Below are 16094 nucleotides of genomic sequence, written 5' to 3' on the forward strand. Positions count from 1 at the left end.
GGATGGGCGCGCTTATCCTTGCGCACGACACCATTGGGCCGGGTCACTGGGGCGACCCTGCTGACGAATAGCGAAATACAGTGCTGGCGTGTCCTGCCCGCCACTGTTACCGACCGTGGAAATGGACTCACCGGCCTTGACCACATCGCCCGCGGCCTTGAGCAGCGTCTGGTTATGACCGTACAGACTCAAGTAGCCGTTGCCGTGATCCAGGATCACTAGCAGGCCGGCGCCGCGCAGCCAGTCGGCGAACACCACACGCCCGCCATGCACGGCATGCACCTGACTGCCGGCAGAGGCGCTGATCATCACGCCGTCCCACTTGGTGCGGGTGTCGTCGCCACGGGTTTCACCGAAGCGCGCAAGTAATCGACCATTGACCGGCCATGGAAGTTTGCCACGGGCCGAAGCAAAAGCGCCGCCAAAGGTTTCGCCAGCACTGGAAACCAGTACGCCAGGGCTGGATTTTACCGGCTTGCGCGGCGCATCGCTGGAGTCAGCTTCGGCCTGGGCTTCACGCAAACGCTTTTTTTCGGCTTCCTGCTGGGCGATCAGCGCTTTCTGGCGCGCCTCTTCTGCCTCTCGAGCCTGGCGGGCCAGGGTTTCCTCGATGGTTTTCAGCACCGTTGCCAGCTCAGCCTGATCCTGCTCGCGGGCCTTGAGCTTGCTGTCGCGGGCCTTCACGTCATCGTTCAGCTTGGCCAGGGCCACCTGACGCTCTTTGCGAACCTTTTCGAGTTCATCGCGCTGGGTGTCCAGGCTGCTTTTCTGCACCAGCAACTGGGCTTGCTGCAGTTCGATGTCTTTCTCGACATTGGCCAGTTGGCGCAGGGTTTCGTTGAAGCTCTTGAGTTGTTCCAGGCGGGCCTGGCTCAGGTAATCGTAATAGGTGAGGGTGCGGGCGAATTTTTCGGGGTTCTGCTGGTTGAGCAGCAGCTTGAGATATTCCTGGCGGCCGTTCTGATAAGCGGCCCGGGCCTGGATGGCGATCAGTTTTTGCTGTTCAGTGCGCGCGCTCTGGAGTTTTTTTTTCTCTCCATCGAGTCGCTGCAGCTCGGATTCGCTTTTCTTCAGCTCTTTTTGCAGGGCATCGACCTGTTTCTCCAGCTTGCCCATCTCGGTCTCGGTGCCGCGCAGGTCTTTCTGCACGCTGGATTTTTCTTCCTGCAACTTGCCCAGCAGCTTTTTCAGCTCGGCAATGTCCTGACGCGTGGCGTCCAACTGCTGTTGGGTTTGCGCGCGCTCGTCAGCAAAGGCCGGTTGGAGCAGGCAGGTCAGAGCAAGGGCTATCAGGACGCGAAGCATAGAGGCGGGCGACACCAGGGAAAGGGACGGCCTAGTATGCCCGCCCCACGCTGCAAAAAAAACGCCCATTTGGGGCTGTGTGATAACTGGCCCGAAAAACACTGAAAACCCCCATGTGGGAGCGAGCCTGCTCGCGAATGCGCCGGGTCAGCCGACTTCAAAGTTGACTGATGCACCGCTTTCGCGAGCAGGCTCGCTCCCACAAGGGTTGGGTCGATCAGACCAGGATCGAAGTCCCGGTCATCTCCGCCGGCTTCTCCATCCCCAGCAACATCAGCATGGTCGGCGCCACGTCAGCCAGTACACCGCCGTCGCGGACCTTGAAGTCGCGCTTGCCGACATAAATGAACGGCACCGGCTCGGTGGTGTGGGCGGTGTGGGCCTGGCCGGTGGATTCGTCGGACATCTGCTCGACGTTGCCATGGTCGGCCGTGATCAACGCTTCGCCGCCGACTTTCTCCAAGGCCTCGACAATGCGGCCCACGCAGGTGTCCAGGCATTCCACAGCCTTGACCGCCGCGTCGAACACGCCGCTGTGGCCCACCATGTCGCCGTTGGCGTAGTTGACCACGATCACGTCGTAGCGCTGGTTCTCAATGGCGTCGACGATGCGGTCGGTCACCTCCGGTGCGCTCATTTCCGGTTGCAGGTCGTAGGTGGCGACTTTCGGCGAGGGAATCAGGATGCGTTCTTCGCCCGGGAAGGGCTCTTCGCGGCCGCCGGAGAAAAAGAACGTCACGTGGGCGTACTTTTCGGTTTCAGCGATGCGCAGTTGGGTCTTGCCGTTTTTCGCCAGGTAGTCGCCCAGCACGTTCTCCAGGCTGCCTGCGGCGAAGGCCGACGGCGCGGGGATGCTGGCGGCGTATTGGGTCAGCATGACGAAGCCGGCCAATTTCGGCTGGCGGGCGCGTTCGAATTCCTTGAAACCGTCTTCGACGAACACGCGGGTCAGCTCGCGGGCGCGGTCGGCACGGAAATTCATGAACACCACGGCGTCGCCGTCTTCGACTTTCACGGGCTCGCCGATGGTGGTGGCCTTGACGAATTCGTCGCTTTCGCCGCGCTCATAGGCCGCTTGCAGACCTTCCTGGGCGGTGGCCGCGTTGAACTCGGCGCTGCCGTCGACGATCAGGTTGTAGGCCTGGGCCACGCGGTCCCAACGGTTGTCGCGGTCCATGGCGTAGTAGCGGCCGACGATGCTGGCGATGCGGCCCTTGCCGAGAGCCTGGAAGGTGGCGTCCAGCAGTTCGATCGACGAGGTGGCGCTTTTCGGCGGTGTGTCGCGGCCATCGAGGAAGGCGTGCAGGTAGATCTTCTCGGCGCCGCGCTTGAAGGCCAGTTCGGCCATGGCGATCAGGTGATCCTGGTGGCTGTGGACGCCACCGTCGGACAGCAGGCCCATGAAATGCACGGCCTTGCCGGCGGCCACGGCTTTGTCCACGGCGGCGCAGATGGTTGGGTTCTCGAAGAATTCGCCGTCGCGGATCGATTTGGTCACGCGGGTGAAGTCCTGGTACACCACGCGACCTGCGCCGAGGTTCATATGGCCGACTTCGGAGTTGCCCATCTGCCCGTCCGGCAGGCCGACGTCCATGCCGCTGCCAGAGATCAGGCCGTTCGGCACGGAGGCCCACAGGCGGTCCAGCACAGGCTTCCTGGCCGCATACACGGCGTTGGATTCGTGGCTGTCACTGTGACCAAAGCCGTCGAGAATCATCAGGACCAAAGGTTTAGGCGTAGTAGTCATGGAATCCACTCGTGGCTGGTTAAAAGAAGACGATGGAAAAGGGACGGGCAGTTTAAAGGTAAGTTCCGACGGCGTCACCGCCGGGCGGGGTTTGGCCGGCCTTGCGTGCTGTGTATACTGGCCGACATTTTAACGCCCTGGAACCTCCTTCGATGGTTGCTCACCTGATTGAATTTGCCACTAACCACTACCTTCTTGTCGGTATCTTCGTCGTACTGTTGGCGTTGCTGGTCGCCCATACGATGCAGGGCGGCGGCCGTAGCCTGAGCACTGGCGAGCTGACCGCGCTGGTCAACAAGGATGCCGGCGTGGTGGTGGATATCCGCCCGAGCAAGGATTACGCCGCTGGTCACATTGTCGGGGCGGTGAACATTCCCCAGGACAAACTGATCGCGCGCATCGGCGAACTGGAAAAACACAAGGCCAAGACGCTGATTCTGGTGGACGCTCAAGGCCAGCACGCGGGTACCCTTGCCCGTGAGTTGATGAAGTCCGGCTTTACCGCCGCCAAGTTGTCCGGTGGTGTTTCGAGCTGGAAAGCCGACAATCTGCCTCTGGTGAAGTGATATGACCCAGGTTGTTGTCTATTCCAGCGACTACTGCCCCTACTGCTCCAGAGCCAAGTTCCTGCTCCAGAACAAAGGTGTGGCTTTCGAAGAGATCAAGGTCGACGGCAAGCCGCAACTGCGTGCCGAGATGAGCCAAAAGGCCGGACGCACGTCCGTGCCGCAGATCTGGATCGGCAGCACCCATGTGGGCGGTTGCGATGATCTGTTCGCCCTGGAGCGCGCCGGCAAACTCGACGCAATGCTCAAGGCCTGAATTTCCTATTAATAGAACCTGAAAGTAAGAAGGATCTGCGATGACTGACCAACAGAACACAGCTGCCAGCGAAGAAGAAGCCGCACCGCAATTCTCCTTGCAGCGCATTTATGTCCGTGACCTGTCCTTCGAGGCCCCGAAAAGCCCGGCGATCTTTCGCCAGCAGTGGGAGCCGAGCGTAGGCCTGGACCTGAACACCCGCCAGAAACCTCTGGAAGACGACTTCCACGAAGTGGTACTGACCCTGTCGGTCACCGTGAAGAACGGTGACGAAGTGGCGTTCATCGCCGAAGTGCAGCAGGCCGGGATCTTCCTGATCAAGAACCTGGATGCCGCTTCGATGAGCCACACCCTGGGCGCGTTCTGCCCGAACATCCTGTTCCCTTACGCCCGCGAAACCCTGGACAGCCTGGTGACCCGCGGTTCGTTCCCGGCCCTGATGCTGGCTCCGGTGAACTTCGATGCGCTGTACGCGCAAGAACTGCAGCGCATGCAGCAAGAAGGCGGCGCGACCGTTCAGTAAGCGTCGACCGTCGGGCATAGCGTCCGACAGCCAGGCACAAAACCTGTGGGAGCGAGCTTGCTCGCGATGGCGGTGCACCAGTCAACATTTACGTCGGCTGATCCACCGCTATCGCGAGCAAGCTCGCTCCCACAGGAGTTTCTGGCTTGCGGCGCCGACTCAGGCGAAACCGTTCTGCCGCCACGCCTCATAAACCGCCACCGCCACGGTGTTGGACAGGTTCAGGCTGCGGCAGCCTTCGCGCATCGGCAGGCGCAGGCGTTGTTCGGCGGGCAGAGAGTCGAGCACCTCGGCTGGCAGGCCACGGCTTTCCGGGCCGAACACAAACGCATCGCCCGCGACGAAGCTGGCGTCATGGAACGGCCGCGAACCCTTGGTGGTGAAGGCAAACAAGCGCGGATGTCCAAGGCTTTCCAGGCAGCTGGCGAGGTCGGCGTGACGCTGCAAAGTGGCATACTCGTGGTAGTCGAGGCCGGCGCGGCGCAGGCGTTTGTCGTCCATCTCGAAGCCCAGCGGTTCGATCAAATGCAGGTGGCAGCCGCTGTTGGCGCACAGCCTGATGACGTTGCCGGTATTCGGCGGAATTTCCGGTTGAAAAAGGATGACGTGAAACATGCACGGCTCCGCAGATAAAGATGAGCGGCATTCTACGCCGCAAACTGATCGGCGTTCGAAGCTTATGCCTCGGGTGATGGGCTCTTTGGCGATCGTCGGCATGATGGTCGGGCTGATGATCGGCCGCCTGACCACGCCCGACCCAAGCGTGCTGCAACAGATCGAGGTGACTGACGGCGCGCTGGTGGCCTGGTTCAACAACGAGCCCAAGTTGCATGGGGAAGTCATCGACGGCTCGGTGGCCCTGTTGTTCGACGCCGAAGGCCGACCGCAGAAGGGTCAACTCAAGCTCAATGGCAAGGGCGTGAACTGGCGGGTGCGTTTGAGTGACAAGGGCTTGTTGCTGACGTTGGTGGCGGCGCGTCCGCTGCGGGGGGAGTGGACCGGCAGCGAGGTCGATGACCGCTGGCGGCTGGAGGTCCGTCTCCAGGAGCAATAAAAGAGGGAATCCCCGGCCTGCCTGTACCAAGGTTCCCAAAACGGGAGGGCTGCGGTTAGCGCGCAGCCCTGGTGTAAAGAAGGGAAACCTTGACCTGCCTGTATCAAGGCCCCCAAAACAGTGGGCTCGATGAGCCCGGTATAAAAGAGGGGAATCCCCGGCCTGCCTGTACCAAGGTCCCCAAAACTGGGTAGTGATAGGGTTATTGCAGGGCGCGTGCCAGTTTTAAACTATTTGTCACAAAAACTCTTTTTGTGATGAAAAAGCCCCGTATTCCGGGGCTTTTGCTTTTATACAGGCTGGATTTATCAGGTTGGATCGAATGCTTCAGGTTCGCCGGATGTGCGCACTTGCGGTTCACGGTGCATTGCTGCGGTGCATGGCGCCTTTAAAAGCATCGCGAGCAAGCTCGCTCCCACAGGAATTGCGTTTCCCTTGTAGGAGCGAGCTTGCTCGCGATTGGGCCTTCAAATTCAGCGAAGGGCTAAAGACCGATCAGCCCTCATCCCCGTCATCATCATCCCCACCATCGACCTTCATCCCCAGCTCCTTGATCTTGCGAGTCAAGGTATTGCGGCCCCAGCCCAGCAGCACGGCGGCGTCGCGGCGGCGGCCGGCGGTGTGTTTGAGGGCAGTTTCGATCATGATCCGCTCGAAGCTCGGCACGGCGCTGTCCAGCAGGCTCGACTGGCCCCGGGCCAGGGCCTGGTCGGCCCATTGGCGCAGTGCCTGTTCCCAGTTGGTCACGGGCGCCGAATCCTGCGGCAGGCTCAACAGTTCTGGGGGTAGGTCGCTGATGTGCACTTCACGACCCGAAGCCATCACCGTGATCCAGCGGCAGGTGTTCTCCAGCTGACGCACGTTGCCGGGCCACGGCAGGTTCTTGAGGTATTCCTCGGTTTCGCTCTTGAGCAGCTTGGGCTCCACCGCCAGTTCCTGGGCCGCGCGGCTGAGGAAATGCCTGGCCAGGGTCGGGATGTCTTCGCGACGGTCGGCCATGCGCGGGATATGAATGCGGATCACATTCAGGCGGTGGAACAAGTCCTCACGGAATTTGCCGGCGTGAACCAGGGTTTCCAGGTTCTGGTGGGTCGCTGCAATGATGCGCACATCGACCTTGACCGGCGTATGCCCACCCACTCGATAGAACTCGCCGTCGGCCAGCACGCGCAGCAGGCGGGTCTGGGTGTCGGCCGGCATGTCGCCGATCTCATCGAGGAACAGTGTGCCGCCGTCCGCTTGTTCGAAGCGCCCGCGTCGTAGGTTGGCCGCACCGGTGAACGCGCCTTTTTCGTGGCCGAACAGCTCGGATTCCATCAAGTCCTTGGGAATTGCCGCCATGTTCAGTGCGATGAACGGTGATGCCGCCCGTGGACTGTGGCGGTGCAGCGCATGGGCGACCAGTTCTTTACCGGTGCCCGACTCGCCGTTGATCAGCACGGTGATGTTGGAGTGGCTCAAGCGCCCGATGGCGCGAAACACTTCCTGCATCGCCGGCGCTTCGCCGATGATTTCCGGGGTGCGGGCCAAGGCCGGCACCTCTTCCATGCCCTGTTGTTCCTGGGCATGCTGGTTGGCGCGCTTGACCAGCGACACCGCTTCATCGACGTCGAATGGCTTGGGCAGGTATTCGAAGGCGCCGCCCTGGTAGGACGCCACGGCGCTGTCCAGGTCCGAATGGGCGGTCATGATGATCACCGGCAGCCGTGGATGCTGCTCGCGAATCCGGGCCAGCAGGTCCAGGCCGCTGGCGCCGGGCATGCGGATGTCGGAGATGATGACGTCCGGTTGCTGACGCGCCAGGCGACTCATCACCCCGTCGGCGCTGTCGAAGCTCTGGGTGGTCATGCCTTCCTGTTGCAAGGCTTTTTCCAGGACCCAACGGATAGAACGGTCGTCATCGACGATCCACACGGTTTCACTACGGCTCATGTCGATGTGGCTCCTTGTTCCAGTGGCAGGAAGATCGAGAACGTGGTGTGGCCGGGGTGGCTCTCACACTCGATCAAGCCCTGATGCTGACTGATGATGTTCTGGGTAATGGACAGGCCGAGCCCGGTACCGTCCGGGCGACCGCTGACCATGGGAAAGAAGATGGTTTCCTGCAGCTCCGTGGGAATGCCCGGGCCGTTGTCGATGATTTCGATCTTGGTCACCAGGCGATGACGCACGTGGCCGATGGTGAATTGGCGCATGGCGCGGGTGCGCAGGCTGATGCGGCCCAGGCGCAGCTCGTTTTGGCTGCTGATGGCCTGCATCGCGTTGCGCACAATGTTCAGCACAGCCTGGATCATTTGCTCGCGGTCGATCAAGACGTCGGGAATGCTTGGGTCGTAGTCGCGCACCAAGGTGATGCAGCCCTGGCTTTCAGCTTCCACGAGGCTGCTGACGCGCTCCAGCACCTCATGGACGTTGCACATCGCCAGGGAGGGCAGTTTGTTCGAGCCGAGCATGCGGTCCACCAGGTTTCGCAAGCGGTCGGCTTCCTCGATGATGACGTTGGTGTAGTCCTTGAGGCTTTCTTCCGGCAGTTCACGGGCGAGCAACTGTGCGGCGCCGCGAATCCCGCCGAGGGGGTTCTTGATCTCGTGGGCCAGGCCGCGCACCAACATCTTGCTGGTTTCCTGCTTGGACAACTGGGCCTCTTCCTTGGTGATGCGCAGCAGGCGATCACGGGGGTGGACTTCCAGCAGCAGCAGGGTGGCGCCGTTGTTCAGGATCGGGGTGACCGCGTAGTCCACGGTCAGGGTTTGGCCGGTCAGGGCGGTGAGCATCGCTTCACGCTTGGTGAAGGGATGAGCCTGTTCCACCGCTTGACGCAAGGAATTGAGGGCCTCGGCGGATTCGGTAAACAACTCGCTGATGAACTGCCCATGGCTGCGCTGGCCGCTGACGGCCAGGAGCATTTCCGCCGCCGGGTTCATGTACTCGAGGCGCAGTTCGGCATCAAGCAGGATGGTCGCGGTGGTGAGGTTGTCGAGTAGCAAGCGGTGTAGTGCGTCGCTTATGGTCATCAGGACCTCTTTTGGAGCGTAGCAAGCACGTGTATGACGCGCCGGTACAATGAAAATGCAAAAACCAAACCAAGGCTCCGAAAAGAAGCGTTTAGAGCCTCAAAAAGGCTTTATTCGCCCGTTTGCGTGGCGTTCTGCCAGTTTTTACGGGTACTTTCGAACCAAAATGGGATGAGGCCTGGGTATCCGTGCAAGTTTGCGCACCAATATAGTGCGCTCGCTTGGGCGACGTTAGAAGAACGGCAGGATGCTGCTTTTTTCTTCGGGTTTGTCGGCGAGGGGGCATTCGGGACGCTGGCCGTAATCGGCGGTGATGCAGGGTTTGACGCGGCGTTTCTGCGCCAGGGACATGCGCTGCATGTGGAAGGGCTGGTTGGCAGTGCGTTCGACGACGCGGCCTTGTTCGTCGAGGATTTCCACCGCCAGGTGATGGGTGCCCCGATCGATGTTACTCAAGGCAAACACCGGGCTCGGCCCTGGTGCGCCCGTGGGTTGGCCGTCGAGCAGCAGGCGATAGCGATGGCCTTTTTGCAGCGGGGGTTCGCTGGTGGCGCTGGCGATCAGCTCCCCTGCGGTGCTGCGTATCGTGGCGTCCGGCTCCGGGATCAATAGCCGGAGCATTTCGTAATGGAACAGCGGCTCGGGTGGCGCTTTGGGCGCTGGCGCCGGGGCTGTACTTGAGGGGGGCGACGGCATCCGGTTGCCGGGTGGCAGTTGCACTTTCTTCGCATTGCCGGGGCGCGGCTGATCGGTGAAGACGCGATTGCCTTGGGCATCGATGTAGGTATAGACCTGCGCCATGCCCGGCAGCGCAGTCACCAACAGGCTCAGGGCGAGCAGCCAGCGAATCACGGCTGGTGCACTCGCTGTACGGTGAAGGTCACGGTTTCACTCTGTTGCACGAGATGTTCCCCGTCGATGACTTGCACCGCCAGGCTGTGCTCGCCCCGATCGATGTTCACCAATTGCAGGCGCGGCACGTTGCTCGACTGGCCATAGGGTTGACCGTCCAGCAGCAGCCGGAACAGATGGGGACTTTGCAGGCGTGGTTGCGCCCGAACGCCAACGGTGAACGTGCCGTTATTGGCGCGCAAGGCCTCTTCAGTGGGAATGTCCGTCAACTCCAGCACTTCGTAGGCATCGCGCGATTCTTCCTGGGTCGTGGGAGTCGTGGGCGCGTCCGGGCTGGCTGGAGGCTGGCGTTCGATGCTGTTGAGCGGCGGCAACTCCACCGTTTGGGCCGGTACGCCTTGGGGCGGCTGGTTGCTATAGGCGGTGTTGCCATCGGCGTCGGTGTACTTATAGATCTGCGCCGCGGCAGGCAACGCCAACAGCAGCAACAGCAATGCTGGAAACCCACGACCCATAAAATCGACCGAAAACTAAAAGTGTTGGCTTGCAGCATAGGTCAGGGAGGGCCATTGGCCCAAGTTGTTGCGCGCAACCTTTTATAGAGTTGGGGATGGCGCCGACCCAGTGTGGCAGCGAGCTTGCTCGCGATAGCGGAGTGTCAGTCACAGAAGTGTCGGCTGTACTGGCCCCATCGCGAGCAAGCTCGCTCCCACACTGGATTAGTGTTGTTGGTCTCAGGCTTTTGGCGTTATGCACAGCTCTGCGGTTGCCCGGATCAGGGCGAGCCGGTGCACCGGGTGCTGCTTGTTGCTATGGGTAGCCTGGGCCAACCATTGCGGGCACTGCGGATCGGTGCGGTAGGGGGCGAAGTCGGCCAGTTGCTGCAGCAGGCGCTTTTGCAATCGGTCGAGCTGCGGGCGAATCTGCCCCACCAGGTCCGGGCGGGGGAGGTCCGGGGCCTTGCCTTCCAGGGTCCAGTCGGACAAGTTGATGTATTGCACCAGTTTGTTGGCTTCTATCTGGGCGGCGAAAAACGCTTCCACGGTTTCGCCAGGCAGCTTGTAGGCCGGCGCCTGGGCGACGGCGGCGGCAATGACTTCACGCTCGCGCTGACGGTCTTCTACCGGTTTATGGCTGTCCCATTTGCTCAGCGCCACTTGATCGGCGATGGCCAGGCGTTCGCCAATGGCACTCAGCAACGGGGTAAGGGCGTCGGGGGCAGGGGTTGCTTCGGCGGCGGTGGCCAACAGCGCGGCAGAGAGGGCAAGGCCAAGTTTGAAGCGCAAAGTCATGGGCAGTCTCGTCTTCTAGGGAGGAGCAACGAGCCATCATGCACGCAACCCGCACCCATAAAAAAGGCCTCCCGAAGGAGGCCTCTCTTTATTCACGCCGCGTGTTGCGGCGCTACCGGATCAGCAGCTGTAGTACAGCTCGTATTCCAGTGGGTGTACGAAGGTGCGAACCTTGATTTCTTCTTCGCTTTTCAGTGCGATGTAAGCGTCGATGAAGTCATCGCTGAATACGCCGCCCTTGGTCAGGAACGCACGGCCCTTGTCCAGCTCTTCCAGGGCTTCTTTCAGGCTGCCGCAAACCTGTGGGATTTCCTTGGCCTCTTCAGGCGGCAGGTCATACAGGTTTTTGTCAGCGGCATCGCCAGGGTGGATCTTGTTCTGGATACCGTCCAGGCCGGCCATCATCAGTGCAGCGAAGGCCAGGTACGGGTTGGCAGCCGGATCCGGGAAGCGCGCTTCGATACGGCGGGCTTTCGGGCTGTTCACGTAAGGAATACGGATCGAAGCGGAACGGTTGCGAGCCGAGTAGGCCAGCATGACCGGTGCTTCGAAGCCTGGTACCAGACGCTTGTAGGAGTTGGTCGACGGGTTGGTGAAGCCGTTCAGGGCCTTACCGTGCTTGATGATACCGCCGATGAAGTACAGGGCGGTGTCCGACAGGCCGGCATAGCCTTCGCCAGCGAAGGTGTTCTTGCCGTCTTTGGAGATCGACATGTGAACGTGCATGCCCGAACCGTTATCGCCGTACAGAGGCTTAGGCATGAAGGTCGCGGTACGACCGTATGCATCGGCAACGTTGTGTACGCAGTACTTCAGGGTCTGGACTTCGTCAGCCTTCTTGACCAGCGTGTTGAATTTCACGCCGATTTCGTTCTGGCCGGCAGTTGCCACTTCGTGGTGGTGAACTTCGACGGTCTGGCCCATTTCTTCCAGTGCGTTGCACATGGAGGTACGGATTTCGTGGTCGAAATCGAACGGAGGAACCGGGAAGTACCCGCCTTTGACGCCTGGACGGTGGCCCTTGTTGCCGCCTTCCACGTCCTGGTCGGACATCCAGGAGCCTTGCTCGGAGAAGATCTTGAACATCGAACCGGAGATGTCGGACTTGAATTTGACCGAGTCGAAGATGAAGAACTCAGGCTCAGGACCGAAGAAAGCGGTATCGCCGATACCGGTGGACTTCAGGTATTCCTCGGCGCGGTGGGCGATGGCGCGTGGGTCGCGGTCATAGCCTTGCATGGTGGACGGTTCGATGATGTCGCAGACCAGGATCAGGGTCGGCTCTTCGGTGAACGGGTCCAGGACGGCGGTTTCGTCGTCCGGCATCAGGATCATGTCGGAGGCTTCGATGCCTTTCCAGCCAGAGATGGAGGAGCCGTCGAACATTTTCCCGATTTCAAAGAATTCGTCGTCCAGCGCATCACGGGCCGGCATGGTCACGTGATGTTGAGTACCTTTGGTGTCAGTGAAGCGCAGATCAATCCACTTGACGTCATGATCTTTGATGAGTTGAACCGACTTCGACATATGTCCTCCGGGTGGCTTCGGGCGGGTAGTGGAGTGCCCTTAGATATGGGTGATGCCGGCGCGAATACTCTGCCAAGGCAACCTGCCTCACAAGGGAGCAATTTGCATGCCAGTGCCCCAGCATAGGTTTTTTGCACCAAATCCACGCTTTTGAAGGGCTTAATCAAAGATTGTCAGACAATAACGCACTGCAATGTGGCGCCACTCATCGACAATGATCCGTTTTGGTGCACGCAAAACCATCTGCACATTAACTGGTTAAACCTTGAGCAATTTCCGCTATAATCCGCGCCCCCCTTTTTCGGCTGGCCGTTCGCGCGCTGTTTTCATGAAACTAATCGTAAAAGTCTTCCCCGAGATCACCATCAAGAGCCGCCCGGTACGGATGCGTTTCATCCGCCAGTTGGCCAAAAACATCCGTACCGTGCTCCGTGATCTGGACCCGGTCGTGGTGGTGAACGGCGTGTGGGACAACCTCGAACTGGAAACCCGCGTCAGCGAGCCGAAGATCCTGAAGGAAATCACCGAGCGCCTGAGCTGCATGCCGGGCATCGCGCACTTTCTCCAGGTCGATGAATACCCGCTGGGGGATTTCGACGACATCCTGGCCAAGTGCAAGCTTCATTATGGCGACGCCCTGGCCGGCAAGATTTTTTCGGTGCGCTGCAAGCGTGCCGGCAAGCACCTGTTCAGTTCGATGGACGTGGAGAAGTACGTCGGTAGCCAGTTGCGCCAGCAGTGCGGTGCCGCCGGTATTTCGTTGAAAGACCCGCAGATCGAAGTGCGCATCGAAATTCGCGACCAGCGGCTGTTCGTGATCCACAGCCAGCACAACAGCATCGGCGGTTATCCGCTGGGTTCGCTGGAGCAGACCCTGGTGCTGATGTCCGGCGGCTTCGACTCCACGGTGGCTGCCTACCAGATCATGCGTCGCGGATTGATGAGCCATTTCTGCTTCTTCAACCTCGGTGGGCGCGCCCATGAACTGGGCGTGATGGAAGTGGCGCACTTCATCTGGAAGAAGTACGGCAGCTCCCAACGCGTGTTATTTGTGAGTGTGCCGTTCGAAGAAGTCCTGGGCGAGATTCTCGGCAAAGTCGATAACAGTCATATGGGCGTCATTTTGAAGCGTATGATGTTGCGCGCCGCTTCACGAATTGCCGACCGCCTGCAAATCGACGCGCTGGTGACCGGCGAGGCGATCTCCCAGGTGTCGAGCCAGACGTTGCCGAACCTGTCGGTGATCGACTGCGTGACCGAGAAGCTGGTCTTGCGTCCACTGATCGCCAGCCACAAGCAGGACATCATCGACCAGGCCAACGAGATCGGCACCGCCGATTTCGCCAAGCACATGCCCGAGTACTGCGGGGTCATCTCGGTGAACCCCAAGACCCATGCCAAGCGCGGGCGCGTGGAGCATGAAGAGAAAGAATTCGACATGGCGGTGCTCGAGCGTGCGCTCGAGAACGCCAGGCTGGTGCCGATCGATCGGGTAATCGATGAATTGGGCCAGGACATCCAAATTGAAGAAGTCGGCGAAGCGCTGGCCGGTCAGATCATCATCGACATCCGTCATCCGGACGACGCTGAAGACGACCCGCTGAGCATCACCGGCATCGAGGTAAAAACGATGCCGTTCTATGCAGTGAACGCGCGTTTCAAGGAACTGGACCCTACTCGCCAGTACCTGCTGTATTGCGACAAAGGCGTGATGAGTCGCCTGCATGCCCACCATTTGCTCAGTGAGGGGCATGCCAATGTGCGCGTTTATCGACCGAGCTAAGTGCCCGGGGCTGTTTGCCTGTGGCCTGCGTCACCGGCCCCCCGACGCCGCCGACAAGCTGTAACGGCTTTGTCGGACTCAACGTAAATCGCTGCCACGACCTGTCAGCACACCGAATCCTCTGATCGAGATACACAAGTGATCGAAAATCTACGCAACATCGCCATCATTGCTCACGTTGACCATGGTAAGACCACCCTGGTAGACAAACTCTTGCGTCAATCCGGCACCCTGGAGCGCAACGAGCTCAACGACGAGCGCGTGATGGACTCCAACGACCAGGAGAAAGAGCGCGGTATTACCATCCTGGCGAAAAACACCGCCATCAACTGGAACGGCTACCACATCAACATCGTGGACACCCCGGGCCACGCCGACTTCGGTGGTGAAGTAGAGCGCGTGATGTCGATGGTCGACTCCGTGCTGCTGCTGGTCGATGCCCAGGACGGCCCTATGCCGCAGACCCGCTTCGTGACCAAGAAGGCTTTCGAAGCCGGCCTGCGTCCGATCGTGGTCATCAACAAGGTTGACCGTCCAGGCGCGCGTCCGGACTGGGTTCTGGACCAGATCTTCGACCTGTTCGACAACCTCGGTGCCACCGAAGAACAGCTGGACTTCAAAGTCGTCTACGCCTCGGCCCTGAACGGTATTGCCGGTCTGGAACACACCGACATGGCTGAAGACATGACCCCGCTGTACCAGTCGATCGTCGACAACGTACCGGCGCCTAAAGTTGACCGCGATGGTCCGTTCCAGATGCAAATCTCGGCACTGGACTACAACAGCTTCCTGGGTGTTATCGGCGTCGGCCGCATCGCTCGTGGCCGCATCAAGCCGAACACTCCGGTTGTCGCTATCGACGCCGACGGCAAGAAGCGTAACGGTCGTATCCTGAAGCTGATGGGTCACCACGGCCTGCACCGTATCGACGTTGAAGAAGCAGCGGCCGGCGACATCGTCTGCATCAGCGGCTTCGATCAACTGTTCATCTCCGACACCCTGTGCGACCCACTGAACGTCGAAGCGATGAAGCCGTTGACCGTCGACGAGCCAACCGTTTCCATGACTTTCCAGGTAAACGACTCGCCTTTCTGCGGTAAAGAAGGCAAGTTCGTGACGTCCCGTAACATCAAGGAACGTCTGGACAAAGAACTGCTCTACAACGTTGCTCTGCGCGTTGAAGAAGGCGACACCGCCGACAAGTTCAAAGTCTCCGGCCGTGGTGAGCTGCACCTCTCGGTACTGATCGAAACCATGCGTCGCGAAGGCTTCGAAATGGGTGTTGGTCGTCCGGAAGTGATCATCCGCATGGTTGACGGCGTGAAGCACGAACCGTACGAAAACGTGACTATCGACCTGCCGGAAGAATCGCAAGGTTCGATCATGGAACAGATCGGTATCCGTAAAGGTGACCTGACCAACATGGTTCCGGATGGCAAGGGCCGTGTGCGCCTTGAGTACAACATCCCGGCTCGTGGCTTGATCGGTTTCCGTAACGAGTTCCTGACCCTGACTTCCGGTGCAGGCATCCTGACCTCGATCTTCGACCGTTACGACGTGATGAAGTCGGGCGACATGTCCGGCCGTCAGAACGGCGTGCTGGTTTCGGTAGCCACCGGTAAGGCTCTGACTTACTCGCTGGAAACCCTGCAAGCTCGCGGCAAACTGTTCCTGGGTCACGGCGAAGACGTGTACGAAGGTCAAATCGTCGGCATCAACAGCCGCGACAACGACCTGGGCGTCAACCCGACCAAAGGCAAGAAGCTCGACAACATGCGTGCCTCGGGTAAAGACGAAACCATCGCTTTGGTTCCGCCTATCCGTTTCACCCTGGAGCAAGCTCTGGAATTCGTTCAAGAAGACGAATTGTGCGAAGTCACTCCTAAGTCCATCCGTCTTCGCAAGAAGATCCTGGGCGAAAGCGAGCGTACCCGCGCTGCCAAGAAAAACAGTAACTGAGTCCAGACTTAGTTAGCGGCTAAAAAAAACGCCCCTGATTGTGAGATCAGGGGCGTTTTTTTGTGCCTGGGGTTTGTGCGGTGCTTGTCAGGGCCCCTTCGCGAGCAGGCTCGCTCCCACAGTGGATATACGTCGGACACAAAATCTGTATCCGCTGAAAATCAACTGTGGGAGCGAGCTTGCTCGCGATGAGGCCGGCTCAGGCGCCGCTGAACC

The 16094-nt window shown here is 60.0% G+C and carries 15 protein-coding genes; 6 read left to right on the top strand and 9 right to left on the bottom strand.

The annotated features are described in order from the left end of the window. Nucleotides 1–12: 12 nt before the first annotated feature. Nucleotides 13–1305, bottom strand: a complete 1293-nt coding sequence (locus QNH97_RS01405) for a murein hydrolase activator EnvC family protein (protein WP_283555264.1) — start codon at nt 1303–1305, stop codon at nt 13–15. Nucleotides 1306–1522: 217 nt separating this feature from the next. Further along, nucleotides 1523–3052, bottom strand: a complete 1530-nt coding sequence (gene gpmI, locus QNH97_RS01410) for a 2,3-bisphosphoglycerate-independent phosphoglycerate mutase (protein ID WP_283555265.1) — start codon at nt 3050–3052, stop codon at nt 1523–1525. A 152-nt stretch (nt 3053–3204) separates the two neighbouring features. Between gpmI and QNH97_RS01415 the strand changes: the two genes are divergently transcribed. From QNH97_RS01415 to secB, 3 genes are read left to right on the top strand one after another with little or no spacing between them, the layout of a single operon-like run. Continuing rightward, complete coding sequence (locus tag QNH97_RS01415; RefSeq protein WP_283555266.1) at nt 3205–3618, top strand: rhodanese-like domain-containing protein; 414 nt, start codon at nt 3205–3207, stop codon at nt 3616–3618. A gap of 1 nt (nt 3619) precedes the next feature. Then, the gene (grxC, locus tag QNH97_RS01420) at nt 3620–3874 is read left to right on the top strand and encodes a glutaredoxin 3 (RefSeq protein WP_283555267.1); all 255 of its coding nucleotides are present in this window, start codon (nt 3620–3622) and stop codon (nt 3872–3874) included. Nucleotides 3875–3914: 40 nt separating this feature from the next. After that, on the top strand, nt 3915–4397 hold the full coding sequence (gene secB, locus QNH97_RS01425) for a protein-export chaperone SecB (RefSeq protein WP_283555268.1): 483 nt from the start codon (nt 3915–3917) through the stop codon (nt 4395–4397). Between the two features lie 159 nt (nt 4398–4556). Here secB and trmL read toward each other — a convergent pair whose 3' ends face one another. Then, nucleotides 4557–5012: a tRNA (uridine(34)/cytosine(34)/5-carboxymethylaminomethyluridine(34)-2'-O)-methyltransferase TrmL gene (gene trmL / locus QNH97_RS01430; RefSeq protein WP_283555269.1), complete on the bottom strand. Its 456-nt coding sequence runs from the start codon at nt 5010–5012 to the stop codon at nt 4557–4559. Between trmL and QNH97_RS01435 the strand changes: the two genes are divergently transcribed. Next, the gene (locus QNH97_RS01435; RefSeq protein ID WP_283555270.1) at nt 5011–5451 is read left to right on the top strand and encodes a hypothetical protein; all 441 of its coding nucleotides are present in this window, start codon (nt 5011–5013) and stop codon (nt 5449–5451) included. The genes trmL and QNH97_RS01435 overlap by 2 nt on opposite strands. A gap of 495 nt (nt 5452–5946) precedes the next feature. Here the strand turns inward: QNH97_RS01435 and ntrC are convergent, their stop codons facing one another. The 6 genes from ntrC to glnA form a co-directional block, all read right to left on the bottom strand. Continuing rightward, nucleotides 5947–7383, bottom strand: coding sequence for a nitrogen regulation protein NR(I) (ntrC, locus tag QNH97_RS01440; RefSeq protein ID WP_123414924.1), 1437 nt, complete (start codon nt 7381–7383; stop codon nt 5947–5949). Then, a complete protein-coding gene (gene glnL, locus QNH97_RS01445; RefSeq protein WP_256229453.1) occupies nt 7380–8465 on the bottom strand; it encodes a nitrogen regulation protein NR(II) in 1086 nt (361 codons plus the stop codon). The genes ntrC and glnL overlap by 4 nt, the downstream gene beginning before the upstream one ends. 231 nt (nt 8466–8696) lie before the next feature. Continuing rightward, nucleotides 8697–9317 carry a DUF4124 domain-containing protein gene (locus QNH97_RS01450; RefSeq protein ID WP_283555271.1) on the bottom strand — a complete coding sequence of 207 codons (621 nt, stop codon included), beginning with the start codon at nt 9315–9317 and terminating at the stop codon, nt 8697–8699. After that, nucleotides 9314–9832: a DUF4124 domain-containing protein gene (locus QNH97_RS01455; RefSeq protein WP_283555272.1), complete on the bottom strand. Its 519-nt coding sequence runs from the start codon at nt 9830–9832 to the stop codon at nt 9314–9316. The genes QNH97_RS01450 and QNH97_RS01455 overlap by 4 nt, the downstream gene beginning before the upstream one ends. A 219-nt stretch (nt 9833–10051) precedes the next feature. Then, nucleotides 10052–10609, bottom strand: a complete 558-nt coding sequence (locus QNH97_RS01460; RefSeq protein ID WP_283555273.1) for a chorismate mutase — start codon at nt 10607–10609, stop codon at nt 10052–10054. Nucleotides 10610–10729: 120 nt separating this feature from the next. Next, nucleotides 10730–12136 (bottom strand): type I glutamate--ammonia ligase, encoded by a 1407-nt coding sequence (glnA, locus tag QNH97_RS01465; protein WP_186638815.1) that lies wholly within the window; start codon nt 12134–12136, stop codon nt 10730–10732. A 328-nt stretch (nt 12137–12464) separates the two neighbouring features. Here glnA and thiI point away from each other — a divergent pair, with 328 nt between their 5' ends. Both thiI and typA read left to right on the top strand, forming a co-directional pair. Further along, a complete protein-coding gene (gene thiI, locus QNH97_RS01470) occupies nt 12465–13919 on the top strand; it encodes a tRNA uracil 4-sulfurtransferase ThiI (protein ID WP_283555274.1) in 1455 nt (484 codons plus the stop codon). Between the two features lie 138 nt (nt 13920–14057). Then, nucleotides 14058–15878 carry a translational GTPase TypA gene (gene typA / locus QNH97_RS01475; RefSeq protein ID WP_283555275.1) on the top strand — a complete coding sequence of 607 codons (1821 nt, stop codon included), beginning with the start codon at nt 14058–14060 and terminating at the stop codon, nt 15876–15878. Nucleotides 15879–16094: the final 216 nt, after the last annotated feature.

Source organism: Pseudomonas sp. G2-4, from assembly GCF_030064125.1.
Classification (GTDB): domain Bacteria; phylum Pseudomonadota; class Gammaproteobacteria; order Pseudomonadales; family Pseudomonadaceae; genus Aquipseudomonas.